The organism is Mycobacterium sp. (assembly GCF_035570115.1).
Lineage (GTDB): Bacteria > Actinomycetota > Actinomycetes > Mycobacteriales > Mycobacteriaceae > Mycobacterium.
On sequence record NZ_DATMLH010000281.1, the window covers coordinates 1 to 14,591 of the forward strand.

Consider the following 14,591-nt stretch of genomic DNA (forward strand, 5'->3'; position numbering starts at 1 on the left):
ATCCCGGTGGGTCGCCAGTTGTCGCCAGCATCGGTGCGGCCGGGCGACAAGCTGCTGTTGTCGGGGTCGATGGGCGATCACGGGATGGCGGTGATGCTGGCCCGTGGTGACCTGGCCATCGAGGCCGACATTCATTCCGACACGGCCGCGGTGAGCCCGCTAGTGGAGTTGCTGCTGTCGGCCGCGCCGTCGACGCGCTGGCTGCGTGACCCGACCCGCGGCGGCGTCGGCACCGTCTGCAACGAACTGGCCCAGGCTTGTGGTCTGGGGGTGTTGCTGGAAGAGGATCGCCTCCCGGTGCACCCGATGGTGAGCGGCGCGTGCGAACTACTCGGTATCGACCCGCTTTACGTCGCCAACGAGGGCAAGTTCATTGCCGTCGTCGCGCCGGAGGAGGCTGAGGCCGGTCTGGCGGCGATGCGGTCACATCCGTTGGGCGCAGAGGCCGCCGACGTCGGGCAGATCGTTGCCGAACCCGCCGAAACCGTTGTCCTGCGAACTGGTTTCGGTGGTTCCCGGATCGTCGACATGCTCGTCGGCGACCCGCTGCCGAGGATCTGCTGAGAAAGCTTGGCGAAAAAGAGGAGAGTGAGCGCACATGTGTCTGGGAATCCCGGGGCGGATCGTCGAGATCACCGACGCCGAGAACTACTTGGCGAAGGTCGACGTCAACGGTGTGCAGCGCACCATCTCGGTGCGGCTGCTGGAAAACGAGATGCCCGAACCCGACGACTGGGTGCTGGTGCACGTCGGTTTCGCGATGGCCAAGATCGATGAGACCGAAGCGTTGCTCACGTTGGCGGCCGTCAAGAAGCTCGGCGACGCCTACACCAGCGAAATAGAAGCCTTCGATTCGTCGGCGATTGTCTGACGAGGAGGAAACGACATGAAATTCGTTGACGAATTCCGAGACCCGGCGGCGGCTCGCAAATTGCTGGTCGCGATCGAACACCTCGCCGGTACCGGCGATGGCGCCGATCATTTCAAGTTCATGGAGGTGTGCGGTGGCCACACCCACACCATCTATCGCCATGGCATCGAACACCTGCTGCCGGAAAACGTCGAACTCGTTCACGGTCCCGGTTGTCCGGTATGCGTGATCCCAATGGGTCGCATCGATGACGCGATGTGGCTGGCCGAACAACCCGACGTGATCTTCACCTGTTTCGGCGACATGATGCGGGTGCCCGGGTCCAATGGCAGCCTGCTGGACGCCAAAGCACGCGGCGCCGACGTGCGGTTCGTTTACTCGCCATTGGACGCGCTCAAGATCGCGACCGACAACCCGGATAAACAGGTGGTGTTCTTCGCCATCGGATTCGAGACCACCGTCCCGTCCACCGCGGTCACGTTGGTGCGGGCCCGCGATCTGGGCCTGCCCAATTTCAGCGTGTTCTGCAACCACGTCACGATCGTGCCGCCGATCAAGGCCATCCTCGACTCACCAGACCTGCGCTTGAACGGCTTCATCGGACCGGGCCACGTCTCCACAGTTGTCGGCAACCGGCCATACCGATTCGTGCCCGAGGTGTACGGAAAGCCTTTGGTGGTCGCAGGTTTCGAGCCGCTGGACATTCTGGCCTCGGTCGCGATGCTGTTGACGCAGATTCGCGAAGGCCGTTGCGAGGTGGAGAACCAGTACTCGCGGGTGGTGCCCGAAGAGGGCAACCCCGCGGCCCTGGCGCTGATGGGCAAGGTGTTCGCGCTGCGTCCGCACTTCGAATGGCGGGGCCTGGGGTTCATCTCGCAAAGCGCGCTGCGGCTCAGCGATGACTTCGCGGACTTCGACGCCGAACTGCGCTATTCGATGCCCGGTGTGCGAGTCGCCGACCCGAAGGCTTGCCAATGCGGTGAGGTGCTCAAGGGCGTGCTGAAACCTTGGGAATGCAAGGTTTTCGGCACCGCATGCACCCCGGAGACTCCGATCGGAACCTGCATGGTGTCCCCGGAAGGGGCCTGCGCGGCCTACTACAACTTCGGGCGAATGCACAAAGACGCCCTCAAGCTGGTGGAGTCCGGGCGGGCCTGACCCGTGTCGGCGCCGGCCTCTGACAAACGGGACATTCGGGGAACCGAGATGTTCGCCCGCTACGCCTACGCGCCGAACGCGCTGGGCTACTGCGGTCCGCCGTTGGGGGCGACGCTGCGGGACGGGTCGGTGGAGGAGGTTCGGACGGCCGCGGCAAAATTCTCCGGTGCCTGGCCCTATTTGCAGGTGCTCTCGAAGCTGACCGGCATCGCTGACCCGCTGGACTACCAGCTGGTGGAGTCCTACTGGCTGGGCGGCGGTCTCGGCGCCAACCTGGACGCGGGCGAGTTCGTCGACGCATTGCTCGCGATCATCGGCCCGCAGGCGGGGCGCTACTGGTCGCATCTCGGCCCGGATCTGGTGTCCGAAGCGGCGGCCAATCACTGCTTCCACGTGTTCGGGGTGTACCCGTGGTCGCGGCTGCTGGGCCTAAAAGGGGGAAGCCTCGACGAGCATCCGATGGGTGTCTTGGATAACTGCCGGATCGCTTGGGGCACAGTACTTTCCCGCGACGGCGATGGCGTCGAGGTGTCGTGTCAACGGCTGGTTTTGGACGGCGATGTGCTGGCCCTCTCCGAACCGTCGGCGCGCCGCCTCGACGTCTGGGCCGACGGCTACAGCGCTGTACCCGACGTCGACGTCGGTGACGAGGTCGCGATCCACTGGGGCCGGTTGTGCGGGCGGCTGCGGCCCGAGCAGATCCGGACGCTGGCCGACGCGACCGTCCGGCAACTCGCGGTGACCAATCAGCGGCTGGCGCGGGTCTAAGCCGACGGCGAACAGGGGCATAACGCAACCGGTGACGACGCTGAGGCGGTTATGCCTGAAAATCGCCCGGACGCTGACGCTCTGGATGCCTACTCGGCCGTGGTCACGGCGGTCGCGCAAGCGGTGCTGCCCAGCGTGGCCAGCATCGCGGTGCGCAGCCGCCGCGGCAATGGCGGCGGCAGCGCAAGCGTCATCACTCCCGACGGCTACCTGTTGACCAGCGCTCACGTCGTCGCCGGAACCCGGTCCGCAGAAGCGACGTTCGCCGATGGCACCACGTTGGCCGCGGATATCGCGGGTCGCGACGAGCTTTCCGACCTGGCCGTGCTGAAGGCACGAGGTGCCGTTCCCGTGCCGGTGACGATGGGCCGCGCCGAGGATCTGCAAGTCGGACAACTCGTCGTGGCGATCGGCAATCCGCTGGGCCTGGCCGGTAGCGTCACGGCCGGCATCGTCTCCGGACTCGGACGCTCGCTACCCACCAAATCGGGCCGCGTTGTCGACGAAGTGATCCAGACCGACGCCGCGCTCAATCCGGGCAACAGCGGCGGCGTGCTGGCCGACGGGCGCGGACGGATGGTCGGTGTCAACACCGCCGTCGCGGGCATCGGCCTCGGATTGGCGGTACCCATGAACGCATCCACCCACAAGATCATCGCGGCGCTGATGCATACCGGCCGGGTGCGCCGGGCGTGGCTGGGCATCGCCGGTGCGCACATACCGGTGCCGCCGGCCGCCGCCACGAAACTCGGCACTACCCATGGCCTGCAGATCGCCAGCGTGGTCGCCGGTAGTCCCGCCGCCGAAGCCGGTCTGCGACGGGGAGACATCGTGGTCAGCGTCGACGGCAAAAATGTCGTGACCGCCACCGCGATTCAGCAGCTGATGGTCGAGGACGCGATCGCGCGCCGTATCGAAATGACGGTGTGGCGTAACGGCGCCCTCGTCGACGTGTTCGTGACACCTCGCGAACTCGCCGACCGCTGACCGTATCGTGGTGAGGGATGACTGGCATCGGCGATCAGCTTCGCGTGCGGACGGTGGACACCGTGCTCGGAAGGGTGCGGGTCCAGGTCGGGGGAACGGGCACCCCGATCGTGTTCTGGCCGAGTCTGTTGATGACCGGCGACATGTGGCATGGCGTGGCCGATGATCTCGTGGGGCGCTCGCAGGTGATCCTGATCGACCCGCCGGGCCAGGGCGGAAGTCAGCCCCTGACGGGCATGTTCACGTTCGACGATTGCGCTCGCTGTGTTGTCGACATCCTCGACGGGCTCGGCATTGAACGAGCCCATTTCGTCGGCAACTCGTGGGGCGGCATGATCGGCGCGACGTTCGCCGCGACTCATCCGGACCGGATCGGCCGGGCGGTCCTGATGAATTGCACCGCCGGCCGGGCCGGCATCCGCCAGAAGGTCCAATTCGCGATGTTGCTCCGGCTTGCGCAATGGCAAGGAGAAATAGGGCCCGTCCTGACCCGACCGGTGCTCAAGGCTTTCTTGGGGCCGACGACCTTCAGGGAGCGTCCCGACGTTGTGGCACATGTTCGTTCGGCGGTGAAATCGGTCAATATCGCGTCTGCCGCCTGGGCGGTGAAGAGCGTGGTCCCGGCCCGACCCGACCAGCGGGCGTTGTTGGGCGGCATCACGACACCGGTGCTGGTTGTCGCGGGCGCTGAAGACGCCACGTTCCCGCCGCGAGAAGCGATCGCGATGGCCGATGCCATTCCTAACGCGTCGATTCGTGTACTCGACAGGGTGGCTCATCTCGCCGGACTGGAGGACCCCACGGTAGTGAGCAGTCTCGTCGACGAGTTTCTGTTCGTGGACGGCGAAAGCGGTCCTAGCGCGTCGTAATCGAGCGTGCACCCGGATCGTCGGCGACGTCGGGTGATGATGGTGATGTGGGCGACGAATTTTTCGACCGGTTGGTCGGGATGCTGGACTACACGATGTTTGTGGTGACGACCCAAGCCGACGGTCACCCGTCGGGTTGCCTGGTCGGCTTTGCCACCCAAACCAGCATGCGGCCCTTACGGTTTCTGGTCGGGCTGTCCAAGAACAACCACACCTTTGGAGTGGCAGCGCGATCCGATCACCTGGCGGTGCACGTGTTGTCCCGCCGCCACATCGGGTTGGCCCGCCTTTTCGGAGGTCAAACCGGGGACCAGGTCAACAAATTCGATCACTGCTCGTGGCACACCGGTCCGCAGGGCATGCCGATTCTCGACGACGCGGTGGCATGGTTCGTCGGCAAGACGCTCGAGCGGATCGAGCTCGGCGACCACATCGGATACCTGTTGGAACCCGTCACCGGAGACGCCCCTGAAAGCTCAGACGATCTGGTCAGCTTCCCCGACGTCGCCGATATGGAGCCGGGTCACGAGGCGTGAGGTCCGCGAACTAGGCCGCCCGGTGTCGACGTCGAAGCGAGTTCACGATTACGTGCCCGCCCTCGCCGCCAGTTGACGGCGGCGACCCGAAAAGCGACCGAAGGTGCGAAAAGGCTTGCGGGAGGCGAGGAAAAGCCGGCAACTTTCAGGAATTGCCCCGCCACTGCGAGATTCGTCTCAGCGGCGGTCTGCACCCGATCGACATATCTGTTGGCCAGCCGCATCGATAACGGCCTGGGCCCGTCAATCTCGGGCAGGCCAGGTCCCCTCCGACGGCGAGCTGCCACGCCACGCCGACGTGTTTGGCGGCAGCGCGAAAGAACCTCGGCGCCAAGTCACCTTGACCGCGGCGCAAACAGCGCTCGAGCGCGGCGGCTTCGAGTGCGGCAATTGCGTGTCACCAATTTGCGCCACGGCGACCTCCCGACCAGCGAGTACCCGGAACATACTCCGCAGTTCGGAACGCTTGGTGCATTTGATCGCTGCACATCGGTAAACTGGCCGGCTCAGACAACGGGGAGATTTGCACCCTGCTTCTATTCAGGCCGTTGCGGCGTGGCCCAGCCCTTTAGGTCTTGTCCTCGTTGGCCCGCGGGAAGCCGCCGCCCTGCGGGAACAGCGGGAACACCACGTCGTCGAGCTTGGCGGCGTCGCCGTCGGTCTTGTTAACCGTCGCCCCCCAAACGTTGCCGTCCGGCGACATCCGCAATGCCCAGGCGTGGCCGTGGCTGTCCTGACGGACGACGTCGGGCGGCCCGGTTACCGCGCCGGTTCCCTGCGCGAGGTGGACGGCCACCGTCTGCTTGGTGTTGATCAGGTTGACCAGCACGGTGCCGTCGAGCGCCGCGCAGCCGGCCACACCCGGCCGATCCGGCCACGTCCACACCGTGGAGACCTTCGAGTCCTTGGTGATGCGCTGCAACCGGTCGGACGTGGGAGCGCGGTCGAGGACGTAGAGCGAGCCGTCGATGGGATCGGTGCACAGGCCGCCGCCCGCGCCGACACCGCTCAGCGCCGTGGTGGGCGGTGCCGGGTTCAGCGTGGTGGGCTGCTCGAGGCGGATGACTTTGCCGGCCAGCGAGGCGGGATCGGCGGCCATCGCCGGATTGCCCGCATCGCCGGTGAGCACTGTCAGCGTGGTGGGGCTGGTGAACAGCAGCGCGCCGGTGTTGCCGGTGGCACCTTTCGGGATCCCGGTCAAGATGTCCTTCGGAACATCGCCGTCGGCGACACGGATAACCCGGTTGTCGGTCGGGGTGCTGACGTAGGCGTACATCAGCCGGTCCTGCGAGTAGGTCGGCGAGAGCACGATATCCATCAGCCCGCCGTCACCGGCCGGGTCGACCGGGATGACGGTCTTCACCTTCGGCTCGGCGCTGACCGACACCTCTTTGACGGCGCCGGTGGTCCGCTCGGCGACCAGTGCCGACTTGCTGTCAGGCTGCATGAGCAGGCCGCTGGTGCTTTCCAGGCAGCCCTGCATTACCCCTGGTGCCGGGCACTCCTTGGGAAACGGCTTGTCAGGCAACGGTGGTGGCGGCGGGGGCGTCGAACTCGGCGGCGCATGGCGTTCGGGCTCGGTGGTGAAAGGCTGCGATGCGGAATTGTTGAACTCCGTGCAACCGGCCAAAACCAGCAGCGTTGAGCAGAGCGCGGTCAGCCCGCGCCGTCCCGACCACCACGACTGCATAGCAGCCAGATTACGGATATCTCGGCTCAGGTGCCCGCGACGGGGTGGCGCGCGTCTTTTCGTAATTGCCGGCAAACGGTGGCCCACGCACGGCGACACGCTAATCAGCACAGCGAAAGCGCCGCTCAAATCCCCAATTCAGGCCGAGTTGCCCTTACCCTGACACCGTGACCAGTCAATCGAGTGACTCACGTTGGCAGCGGCCGGACGATTCCGCGGTGCCAACTCCGGTGCGGCCGGCCTCAGCAAGCCTGGTCGACCCGGAGGACGACCTGCCGTCAGCCACATATGCAGGCGATTTCGAGACGACCACGATCCCGCACTACGACGCCAACGACTCCAGCAGTGTCCGCTCTTCCAGCTCGGCATACGGGCTGATCGGCGGGCACCAGCCGTTGCCGTACCAGCCCCAATCCAACGGCCGGCACTCGGCATTCGGCACCGAGACAATCGACGAACATGAGCACCACCCCGATGACGAGCGGGTGCGCGCCGCCCATCGGCGCGGCACGCAACATCTCGGGCTGCTCATCCTGCGGGTTGGGCTCGGCGCGGTGCTCGTCGCACATGGACTTCAGAAACTGTTCGGCTGGTGGGGCGGCCAGGGACTGAACGGATTCAAAAACTCGCTGTCCGATATCGGCTACCAGCACGCCGGCATCCTCACCTACTGCGCCGCCGGCGGCGAGATTGCCGCCGGCGTACTGCTGGTGCTGGGGCTATTCACCCCACTGGCCGCTGCGGGCGCGCTGGCCTACCTGATCAACAGCCTGCTCGCCGGGATGTCGGCCCAGCACGGTGCGAGGTCCTTTCCGTTCTTCCTTCCGGACGGACACGAATACGAGATCACCCTCATCGTCATGGCCGCCACGGTCATCCTGGTCGGGCCGGGGCGCTACGGGTTCGACGCCGGTCGCGGCTGGGCGCGGCGCCCGTTCATCGGGTCGTTTGCCGCACTGGTAGTGGGCATCGGCGCCGGCGTCGCGCTCTGGGTGCTGCTCAACGGCGCCAACCCGGTGAGCTGAGCTGCGCTCACCCCGATCAAACCCCGATCAGCTGTACGGATTGGGCACGCGGCCGCCGCTGGCCTCGGTCAGCAGCGGCAGGGTGGCGAAGGTAACCGCGGGCAATCGCAACGTGCCCCCGGCTTTGAGCTGGGCACGCGCCCATGAGCTTTTGTTGAACCGCAGCCCGTCGATGTCCGCCCAGCGCACAGTCTGACTGCCGAGCAGCGTGCGCACGGTCACGCCGTCTCGGTCGGCCTCCGTGCGCAGCCGAATGATCAATGCCGACAAGACCACCGGGATGATCAGTAGCGGCGCGGTCGCCGGCCAGGTGAAGACCGGGATCAGCAGCCCGAGAGCGAAGAAACCCACCGCGAAGTGAGCCATCGGTGAAATGTTGATCACCACCGGCGGCGTAGGGGGCGTGTCCGATGAATCGGTAACCACCTGTGCATCATGGCACCCAACCCGGCGGCCCCAACAACCGGGATTTGACGTCTGACCTGTGCGGAGGCTACCGTCGAACGTTATGGACAGCCGTGAAATGCTCGTAGTAATTGGTCGGCGCGTTGGTGGCTGACTAGCCCACGCCGGGATAGCTTTCGAGCACCAACGCGCAACCCTCGTGCAGCCGCTGAGCTGGCGGGGGTTTTTTCTTGCCAATATTCCAAAATCAACCTCCGACACCAACCATCAGGACTTAAAGAGGAACCAGTGAGCGCTCCCACTACGCGGCCGCCACAGCCGTCGCAACCCCTCAACGGAACGCTGGCCAAGCCAAAGACGCCGGCGCCGCCTAAACACGTTGCACCGCAACAACTGACCGGCGCTCAGTCGGTGATCAGGTCGTTGGAGGAGCTTGACGTCGACGTCATCTTCGGCATCCCTGGCGGCGCGGTACTACCCGTCTATGACCCGCTATTCGATTCGAAAAAGCTACGCCACGTGCTGGTTCGCCATGAGCAGGGCGCGGGCCACGCCGCTAGCGGTTACGCACACGCCACCGGGAAAGTCGGCGTCTGCATGGCCACCTCGGGTCCCGGTGCCACCAACCTGGTGACTCCGCTGGCCGACGCGCAGATGGACTCGATCCCGGTGGTCGCCATCACCGGACAGGTCGGGCGTTCGCTGATCGGGACCGACGCCTTCCAGGAGGCTGACATCTCCGGTATCACCATGCCGATCACCAAACACAACTTCCTGGTCCGCAACGGCGACGAGATCCCCCGGGTGCTGGCCGAGGCCTTCCACATCGCGTCCTCCGGACGGCCCGGGGCAGTGCTCGTCGACATCCCCAAAGACGTGCTGCAAGGCCAGTGCACGTTCAGCTGGCCGCCGCACATGGACCTGCCCGGCTACAAGCCGAACACCAAACCGCACAACCGCCAGCTTCACGAGGCCGCCAAACTGATCGCCGCCGCGCGCAAACCCGTGCTCTACGTCGGCGGCGGCGTCATCCGGGGCGAGGCCACCGAGGAGCTGCGCGAACTTGCCGAGCTGACCGGCATTCCGGTGGTGACCACGCTGATGGCGCGAGGGGCGTTCCCGGACAGCCACCGGCAGCACCTGGGCATGCCGGGCATGCACGGCACGGTGGCGGCGGTGGCGGGGCTGCAGCGCAGTGACCTGTTGATCGCGCTGGGCACCCGTTTCGACGATCGGGTGACCGGACAGCTCGACTCGTTCGCCCCCGAGGCCAAGGTCATCCACGCCGATATCGACCCCGCCGAGATCGGCAAGAACCGAAACCCCGACGTGCCGATCGTCGGTGACGTCAAGGCCGTCATCACCGATCTGATCGAGATGCTGCGCCACGACGAGGTGCCGGGCCATGGCGACATCGCGGCCTGGTGGGACTACCTCGACGATGTGCGGGCCACCTACCCGTTGAGCTACGGGCCGCAAAGCGACGGCAGCCTGAGCCCCGAGTACGTCATCGAGAAGCTGGGTGAGATCGCGGGCCCGGATGCGGTGTACGTCGCCGGTGTCGGCCAGCACCAGATGTGGGCGGCGCAGTTCATCAAGTACGAAAAGCCGCGCACCTGGTTGAATTCCGGCGGGCTGGGGACCATGGGTTTCGCCATCCCGGCGGCCATGGGCGCCAAGATCGCTCGCCCGGATACAGAGGTGTGGGCGATTGACGGCGACGGCTGTTTTCAGATGACCAACCAGGAGCTGGCGACCTGCGCGATCGAGGGCGCGCCGATCAAGGTGGCGCTGATCAACAACGGCAACCTTGGCATGGTGCGGCAATGGCAGTCGCTGTTTTATGGGGAGCGGTATTCGCAGACCGACCTGGCCACCCACTCGCATCGCATCCCGGACTTCGTCAAGTTGGCCGAGGCGCTGGGCTGCGTCGGATTGCGCTGCGAGCGTGCAGAAGACGTCGTCGACGTGATCAACCAGGCTCGGGCGATCAACGACCGGCCGGTGGTGATCGACTTCATCGTGGGCGCCGACGCACAGGTGTGGCCGATGGTTGCCGCCGGAACCAGCAACGACGAGATTCAGGCTGCCCGCGGCATCCGCCCGCTCTTTGACGACGAGTCCGAAGGACACGCCTGATGCGCGCCGGCGACGATCAACACGGCAGTGCGATCCGAAAAGACCAGGAGGAGCGGCGCATATGACTGGATCGCCGAAGACGCACACGTTGTCGGTGCTGGTCGAAGACAAACCCGGTGTGCTCGCGCGTGTGGCTGCGTTATTTTCCCGGCGTGGGTTCAACATTGAATCGCTCGCCGTCGGCGCGACCGAGCAGAAAGACATGTCCCGGATGACGATCGTCGTCTCCGCGGAGGAGACACCGCTCGAGCAGATCACCAAGCAGCTCAACAAGCTCATCAACGTCATCAAGATCATCGAGCAGGACGACGACAAGTCGGTGGCCCGGGAGTTGGCGCTGATCAAGGTGCGGGCCGACGCCGGCACCCGCAGCCAGGTGATCGAGGCGGTGAACCTGTTCCGCGCCAAGGTCATTGACGTATCACCCGAATCGTTGACAATCGAAGCGACCGGTGACCGCGGCAAGATCGAGGCGCTGCTGCGGGTACTCGAGCCCTTCGGTATCCGCGAAATCGTCCAATCGGGAGTGGTGTCGTTGTCCCGCGGTCCACGCGGCATCGGCACGGCAAAGTAACCATTCGAATCCGAGAGCCTAGAAAAAAGGAGACATTGAGGTGGCTTTGGAGATGTTCTACGACGACGATGCGGACCTGTCGATCATTCAGGGCCGCAAGGTCGGCGTCATCGGGTACGGCAGCCAGGGGCACGCACACTCGCTGAGCCTGCGCGATTCCGGGGTCCAGGTGCGCGTCGGGCTGAAGGAGGGCTCGAAGTCTCGGGCCAAGGTCGAGGAGCAGGGCCTGGACGTCGACACGCCAGCCGAGGTGGCCAAGTGGGCCGACGTGATCATGCTGCTGGCACCCGACACCGCGCAGGCGGATATCTTCAAGAACGAAATCGAGCCCAACCTGAAGCCCGGCGATGCGCTGTTCTTCGGTCACGGGCTCAACATCCACTTTGACTTGATCAAGCCGCCCGCCGAGGTCACCGTGGCGATGGTCGCCCCAAAGGGGCCGGGCCACTTGGTTCGTCGCCAGTTTGTCGACGGCAAGGGCGTGCCGTGTCTGATCGCCGTCGACCAAGACCCCAACGGTAACGGCGAGGCGCTGGCGTTGTCCTACGCCAAAGGCATCGGGGGCACCCGCGCCGGCGTCATCAAGACGACCTTCAAAGACGAAACCGAAACCGATCTGTTCGGCGAGCAGGCCGTATTATGTGGTGGCACAGAGGAATTGGTGAAGACAGGTTTCGACGTCATGGTCGAGGCAGGCTACCCGCCGGAGATGGCGTACTTCGAGGTGCTGCACGAGCTCAAGCTCATCGTCGACCTGATGTACGAGGGTGGCATCGCCCGGATGAACTACTCGGTGTCCGACACCGCCGAATTCGGCGGATACCTGTCGGGTCCGCGAGTCATCGACGCCGACACCAAGGAACGGATGCGAAGCATCCTGCGCGACATCCAGGACGGCAGCTTCGTCAAGAAGCTGGTCGCCAACGTCGAGGGCGGCAACAAGCAGCTCGAACAGTTGCGCAAGGAAAATGCCGAACACCCCATCGAGGTCGTCGGCAAGAAGCTGCGTGACCTGATGAGCTGGGTCGACCGCCCGATCACCGAAACCGCCTAAGGCTTTCAGCGAGATCGAAGCTAGCGCTGACCGTTTCGGCGTGTCGTTGCGCTAGCGTCGATGTCGCGCCTTCGCGCAGGAGGGCGTGCCCTCAATCGCGCCGCGTCGTCAAATCCCTCACGGATGGTTGCGGTGATCGACGACACCGTCGCGCGCCGTCAAATGCGACGGCTTTTCACGACGTGAGGCGGCCGGCGACCGCCACCACCCGGCGGGCCAGATGGTCCAGGGCGTTGCCGGTCGCGTCGTCGAACTCGGCGATGTTGTCATGCGTGGCCACCAGGCTCACCCCGTACGGATTGCCGTCGACGAACTTGCACGGATCGGTGTAGCCCGGCGCGACGATGATGCCGCCCCAATGGATTAGCGTGATGTAGAGCGCGAGCAGGGTGGTTTCCTGACCGCCGTGCACGGTGTTGGACGACGTGAACGCCGCATACGCCTTGTCGGCGAGCTTGCCGTCGGCCCACAGTCCGCCCAGCGAGTCGATGAAGGTACGCAACTGTGCCGCGGGTGAGCCGAATCGAGTCGGCGAACCGAAGATCACCGCGTCGGCCCACACGATGTCGTCGGCGGTGGCCGTGGGAAGGTCCTTGGTCGCTTCATAGTTCGCTGTCCAGGCCGGGTTGTGCGCGAACGATTCCGGGTCGTGTGTTTCGGCGACGTGTCGCAACCGGACCTCGGCGCCCGCGGACTCGGCCGCCGCAGCGACGCGCTTCGCCATGGTCGTTCCGTGGCCGGTTGCCGAGTAGTAGATGATCGCCAGCTTCGTCACGGTGTCATCGTAGACGTGGCGCCGATCTCAAACACGGACTTGCGCACCGTGCACCGGCCTCCATCGCTTCAGACAACACCATTAGGCTGGCCGGGTGAGCCTGCCTGTTGTCTTAATCGCCGACAAACTTGCCGAATCGACCGTCGCCGCGCTGGGCGACCAGGTGGAAGTGCGCTGGGTCGACGGCCCGGACCGAGAAAAGCTGCTGGCTGCGGTGCCTGAGGCCGACGCCCTGCTGGTCCGCTCGGCCACGACCGTCGACGCCGAAGTGTTGAGTGCCGCACCCAAGCTGAAGATCGTGGCGCGCGCCGGCGTCGGGCTGGACAACGTCGACGTGGACGCCGCCACCGAACGCGGCGTGCTCGTCGTCAACGCCCCGACGTCGAACATCCACAGCGCCGCCGAGCACGCATTGGCCCTGCTGCTGGCCGCGGCCCGTCAGGTTCCCGCTGCCGATGCTTCGCTGCGCGAGCACGCGTGGAAGCGGTCGTCGTTTTCGGGCACCGAGATCTTCGGCAAGACCGTCGGCGTGGTCGGTCTCGGCCGCATCGGTCAGCTGGTGGCCCAGCGGCTTGCTGCGTTCGAGGCCCACATCGTCGCCTACGATCCGTACGTGTCGCCGGCGCGTGCGGCCCAACTCGGCATCGAGTTGCTGTCCCTCGACGAGTTGCTAGGGCGCGCCGACTTCATCTCGGTGCATCTGCCGAAGACGCCCGAGACCGCCGGCCTGATCGACAAAGATGCGCTGGCCAAGACGAAGCCGGGAGTGATCATCGTCAACGCCGCCCGCGGCGGGCTGGTCGACGAGGCGGCGCTGGCCGACGCCGTCGCCAGCGGACATGTTCGCGCGGCGGGCCTCGACGTCTACTCCAAAGAGCCATGCACCGACAGCCCGCTGTTCGAACTGGCGCAAGTGGTCGTGACGCCGCACCTCGGTGCCTCGACCGAAGAGGCCCAGGACCGTGCCGGCACCGACGTCGCGGAAAGCGTGAAGCTGGCGCTGGCCGGTGAATTCGTTCCCGACGCGGTCAACGTCGGCGGCGGCGTGGTCAACGAAGAAGTGGCGCCGTGGCTGGACCTGGTCCGTCGGCTCGGCGTGCTGGCGGGTGCGCTCTCCGAGGAACTGCCGACCTCGCTGTCGGTGCTGGTGCGCGGCGAGTTGGCTGGCGAAGATGTTGAGGTGCTGCGACTTTCGGCATTGCGTGGGCTGTTCTCCGCGGTCATCGAGGACCAGGTGACATTCGTCAACGCCCCCGCGATCGCTGAGGAGCGCGGCGTGTCCGCCGACATCAGCACGGCAACCGAAAGTCCCAACCACCGCAGTGTCGTCGACGTCCGCGCGGTGGCCTCCGACGGGTCGGTCGTCAACGTGGCCGGCGCGTTGTCAGGCCCACAGCAGGTCGAGAAGATCGTGCAGATCAACGGTCGCAACTTCGACCTACGCGCCCAGGGCATCTACCTTGTCATCAACTACGCCGATCAGCCTGGAGCACTGGGCAAGATCGGCACGCTGCTCGGCACTGCGGGCGTGAACATTCAGGCCGCTCAGCTGTCCGAAGACGCCGAAGGCCCGGGCGCGACGATCCTGCTCCGGGTGGACCGTGACATCCCCGCCGATGTCCGCTCCGACATCAGGTCCGCCGTTGCGGCCAACATGCTGGAAGTGGTTGACCTGTCGTGAAACGCGCCGGCGACAAGACAAATTGGAGCGATGCTGTGGGGGTACCGCCCGCTTGCGGG

15 protein-coding genes are annotated in these 14,591 nt (G+C 65.5%); 12 read left to right on the forward strand and 3 right to left on the reverse strand.

Annotated features, from left to right (window positions below; all coding sequences use genetic code 11):
• From VNW74_RS26730 to VNW74_RS26760, 7 genes are all read left to right on the forward strand, one after another.
• Positions 1 to 564: HypE family hydrogenase expression/formation protein (locus VNW74_RS26730; protein ID WP_325682474.1), on the forward strand; the 564-nt coding region annotated here is incomplete at its 5' end.
• A 34-nt stretch (positions 565 to 598) separates the two neighbouring features.
• Complete coding sequence (locus VNW74_RS26735; protein ID WP_325682476.1) at positions 599 to 871, forward strand: HypC/HybG/HupF family hydrogenase formation chaperone; 273 nt, start codon at positions 599 to 601, stop codon at positions 869 to 871.
• A 15-nt stretch (positions 872 to 886) separates the two neighbouring features.
• On the forward strand, positions 887 to 2,029 hold the full coding sequence (hypD, locus tag VNW74_RS26740; protein WP_325682477.1) for a hydrogenase formation protein HypD: 1,143 nt from the start codon (positions 887 to 889) through the stop codon (positions 2,027 to 2,029).
• Between the two features lie 3 nt (positions 2,030 to 2,032).
• Entirely contained in the window at positions 2,033 to 2,797 is a 765-nt protein-coding gene (locus tag VNW74_RS26745) for a DUF6390 family protein (RefSeq protein WP_325682479.1), read from the forward strand.
• 51 nt (positions 2,798 to 2,848) lie between these two features.
• A complete protein-coding gene (locus VNW74_RS26750; protein ID WP_325682481.1) occupies positions 2,849 to 3,784 on the forward strand; it encodes a S1C family serine protease in 936 nt (311 codons plus the stop codon).
• Between the two features lie 17 nt (positions 3,785 to 3,801).
• A complete protein-coding gene (locus VNW74_RS26755) occupies positions 3,802 to 4,653 on the forward strand; it encodes an alpha/beta hydrolase (RefSeq protein ID WP_325682483.1) in 852 nt (283 codons plus the stop codon).
• A gap of 80 nt (positions 4,654 to 4,733) precedes the next feature.
• Positions 4,734 to 5,189, forward strand: a complete 456-nt coding sequence (locus VNW74_RS26760; RefSeq protein ID WP_325682524.1) for a flavin reductase family protein — start codon at positions 4,734 to 4,736, stop codon at positions 5,187 to 5,189.
• Between the two features lie 568 nt (positions 5,190 to 5,757).
• On the opposite strand, the gene VNW74_RS26765 is transcribed toward VNW74_RS26760, so the two are convergent.
• Positions 5,758 to 6,879, reverse strand: a complete 1,122-nt coding sequence (locus VNW74_RS26765) for a PQQ-dependent sugar dehydrogenase (protein WP_325682485.1) — start codon at positions 6,877 to 6,879, stop codon at positions 5,758 to 5,760.
• A gap of 167 nt (positions 6,880 to 7,046) precedes the next feature.
• Between VNW74_RS26765 and VNW74_RS26770 the strand changes: the two genes are divergently transcribed.
• Positions 7,047 to 7,904: a DoxX family protein gene (locus VNW74_RS26770; RefSeq protein WP_325682487.1), complete on the forward strand. Its 858-nt coding sequence runs from the start codon at positions 7,047 to 7,049 to the stop codon at positions 7,902 to 7,904.
• Positions 7,905 to 7,931: 27 nt separating this feature from the next.
• Here the strand turns inward: VNW74_RS26770 and VNW74_RS26775 are convergent, their stop codons facing one another.
• A complete protein-coding gene (locus VNW74_RS26775) occupies positions 7,932 to 8,270 on the reverse strand; it encodes a PH domain-containing protein (RefSeq protein WP_325682526.1) in 339 nt (112 codons plus the stop codon).
• A 327-nt stretch (positions 8,271 to 8,597) separates the two neighbouring features.
• Between VNW74_RS26775 and VNW74_RS26780 the strand changes: the two genes are divergently transcribed.
• The 3 genes from VNW74_RS26780 to ilvC all read left to right on the forward strand — a co-directional run bounded on the left by VNW74_RS26780 (position 8,598) and on the right by ilvC (position 12,076).
• Positions 8,598 to 10,448 carry an acetolactate synthase large subunit gene (locus VNW74_RS26780; protein ID WP_414686789.1) on the forward strand — a complete coding sequence of 617 codons (1,851 nt, stop codon included), beginning with the start codon at positions 8,598 to 8,600 and terminating at the stop codon, positions 10,446 to 10,448.
• Positions 10,449 to 10,509: 61 nt separating this feature from the next.
• Complete coding sequence (ilvN, locus tag VNW74_RS26785; protein WP_325682489.1) at positions 10,510 to 11,022, forward strand: acetolactate synthase small subunit; 513 nt, start codon at positions 10,510 to 10,512, stop codon at positions 11,020 to 11,022.
• 52 nt (positions 11,023 to 11,074) lie between these two features.
• Complete coding sequence (gene ilvC / locus VNW74_RS26790) at positions 11,075 to 12,076, forward strand: ketol-acid reductoisomerase (RefSeq protein WP_325682529.1); 1,002 nt, start codon at positions 11,075 to 11,077, stop codon at positions 12,074 to 12,076.
• Positions 12,077 to 12,251: 175 nt separating this feature from the next.
• Here the strand turns inward: ilvC and wrbA are convergent, their stop codons facing one another.
• Positions 12,252 to 12,851 carry an NAD(P)H:quinone oxidoreductase gene (gene wrbA / locus VNW74_RS26795; protein ID WP_325682491.1) on the reverse strand — a complete coding sequence of 200 codons (600 nt, stop codon included), beginning with the start codon at positions 12,849 to 12,851 and terminating at the stop codon, positions 12,252 to 12,254.
• Between the two features lie 94 nt (positions 12,852 to 12,945).
• Here wrbA and serA point away from each other — a divergent pair, with 94 nt between their 5' ends.
• Positions 12,946 to 14,532: a phosphoglycerate dehydrogenase gene (gene serA / locus VNW74_RS26800; protein WP_325682493.1), complete on the forward strand. Its 1,587-nt coding sequence runs from the start codon at positions 12,946 to 12,948 to the stop codon at positions 14,530 to 14,532.
• The last annotated feature ends 59 nt before the right edge of the window (positions 14,533 to 14,591 follow it).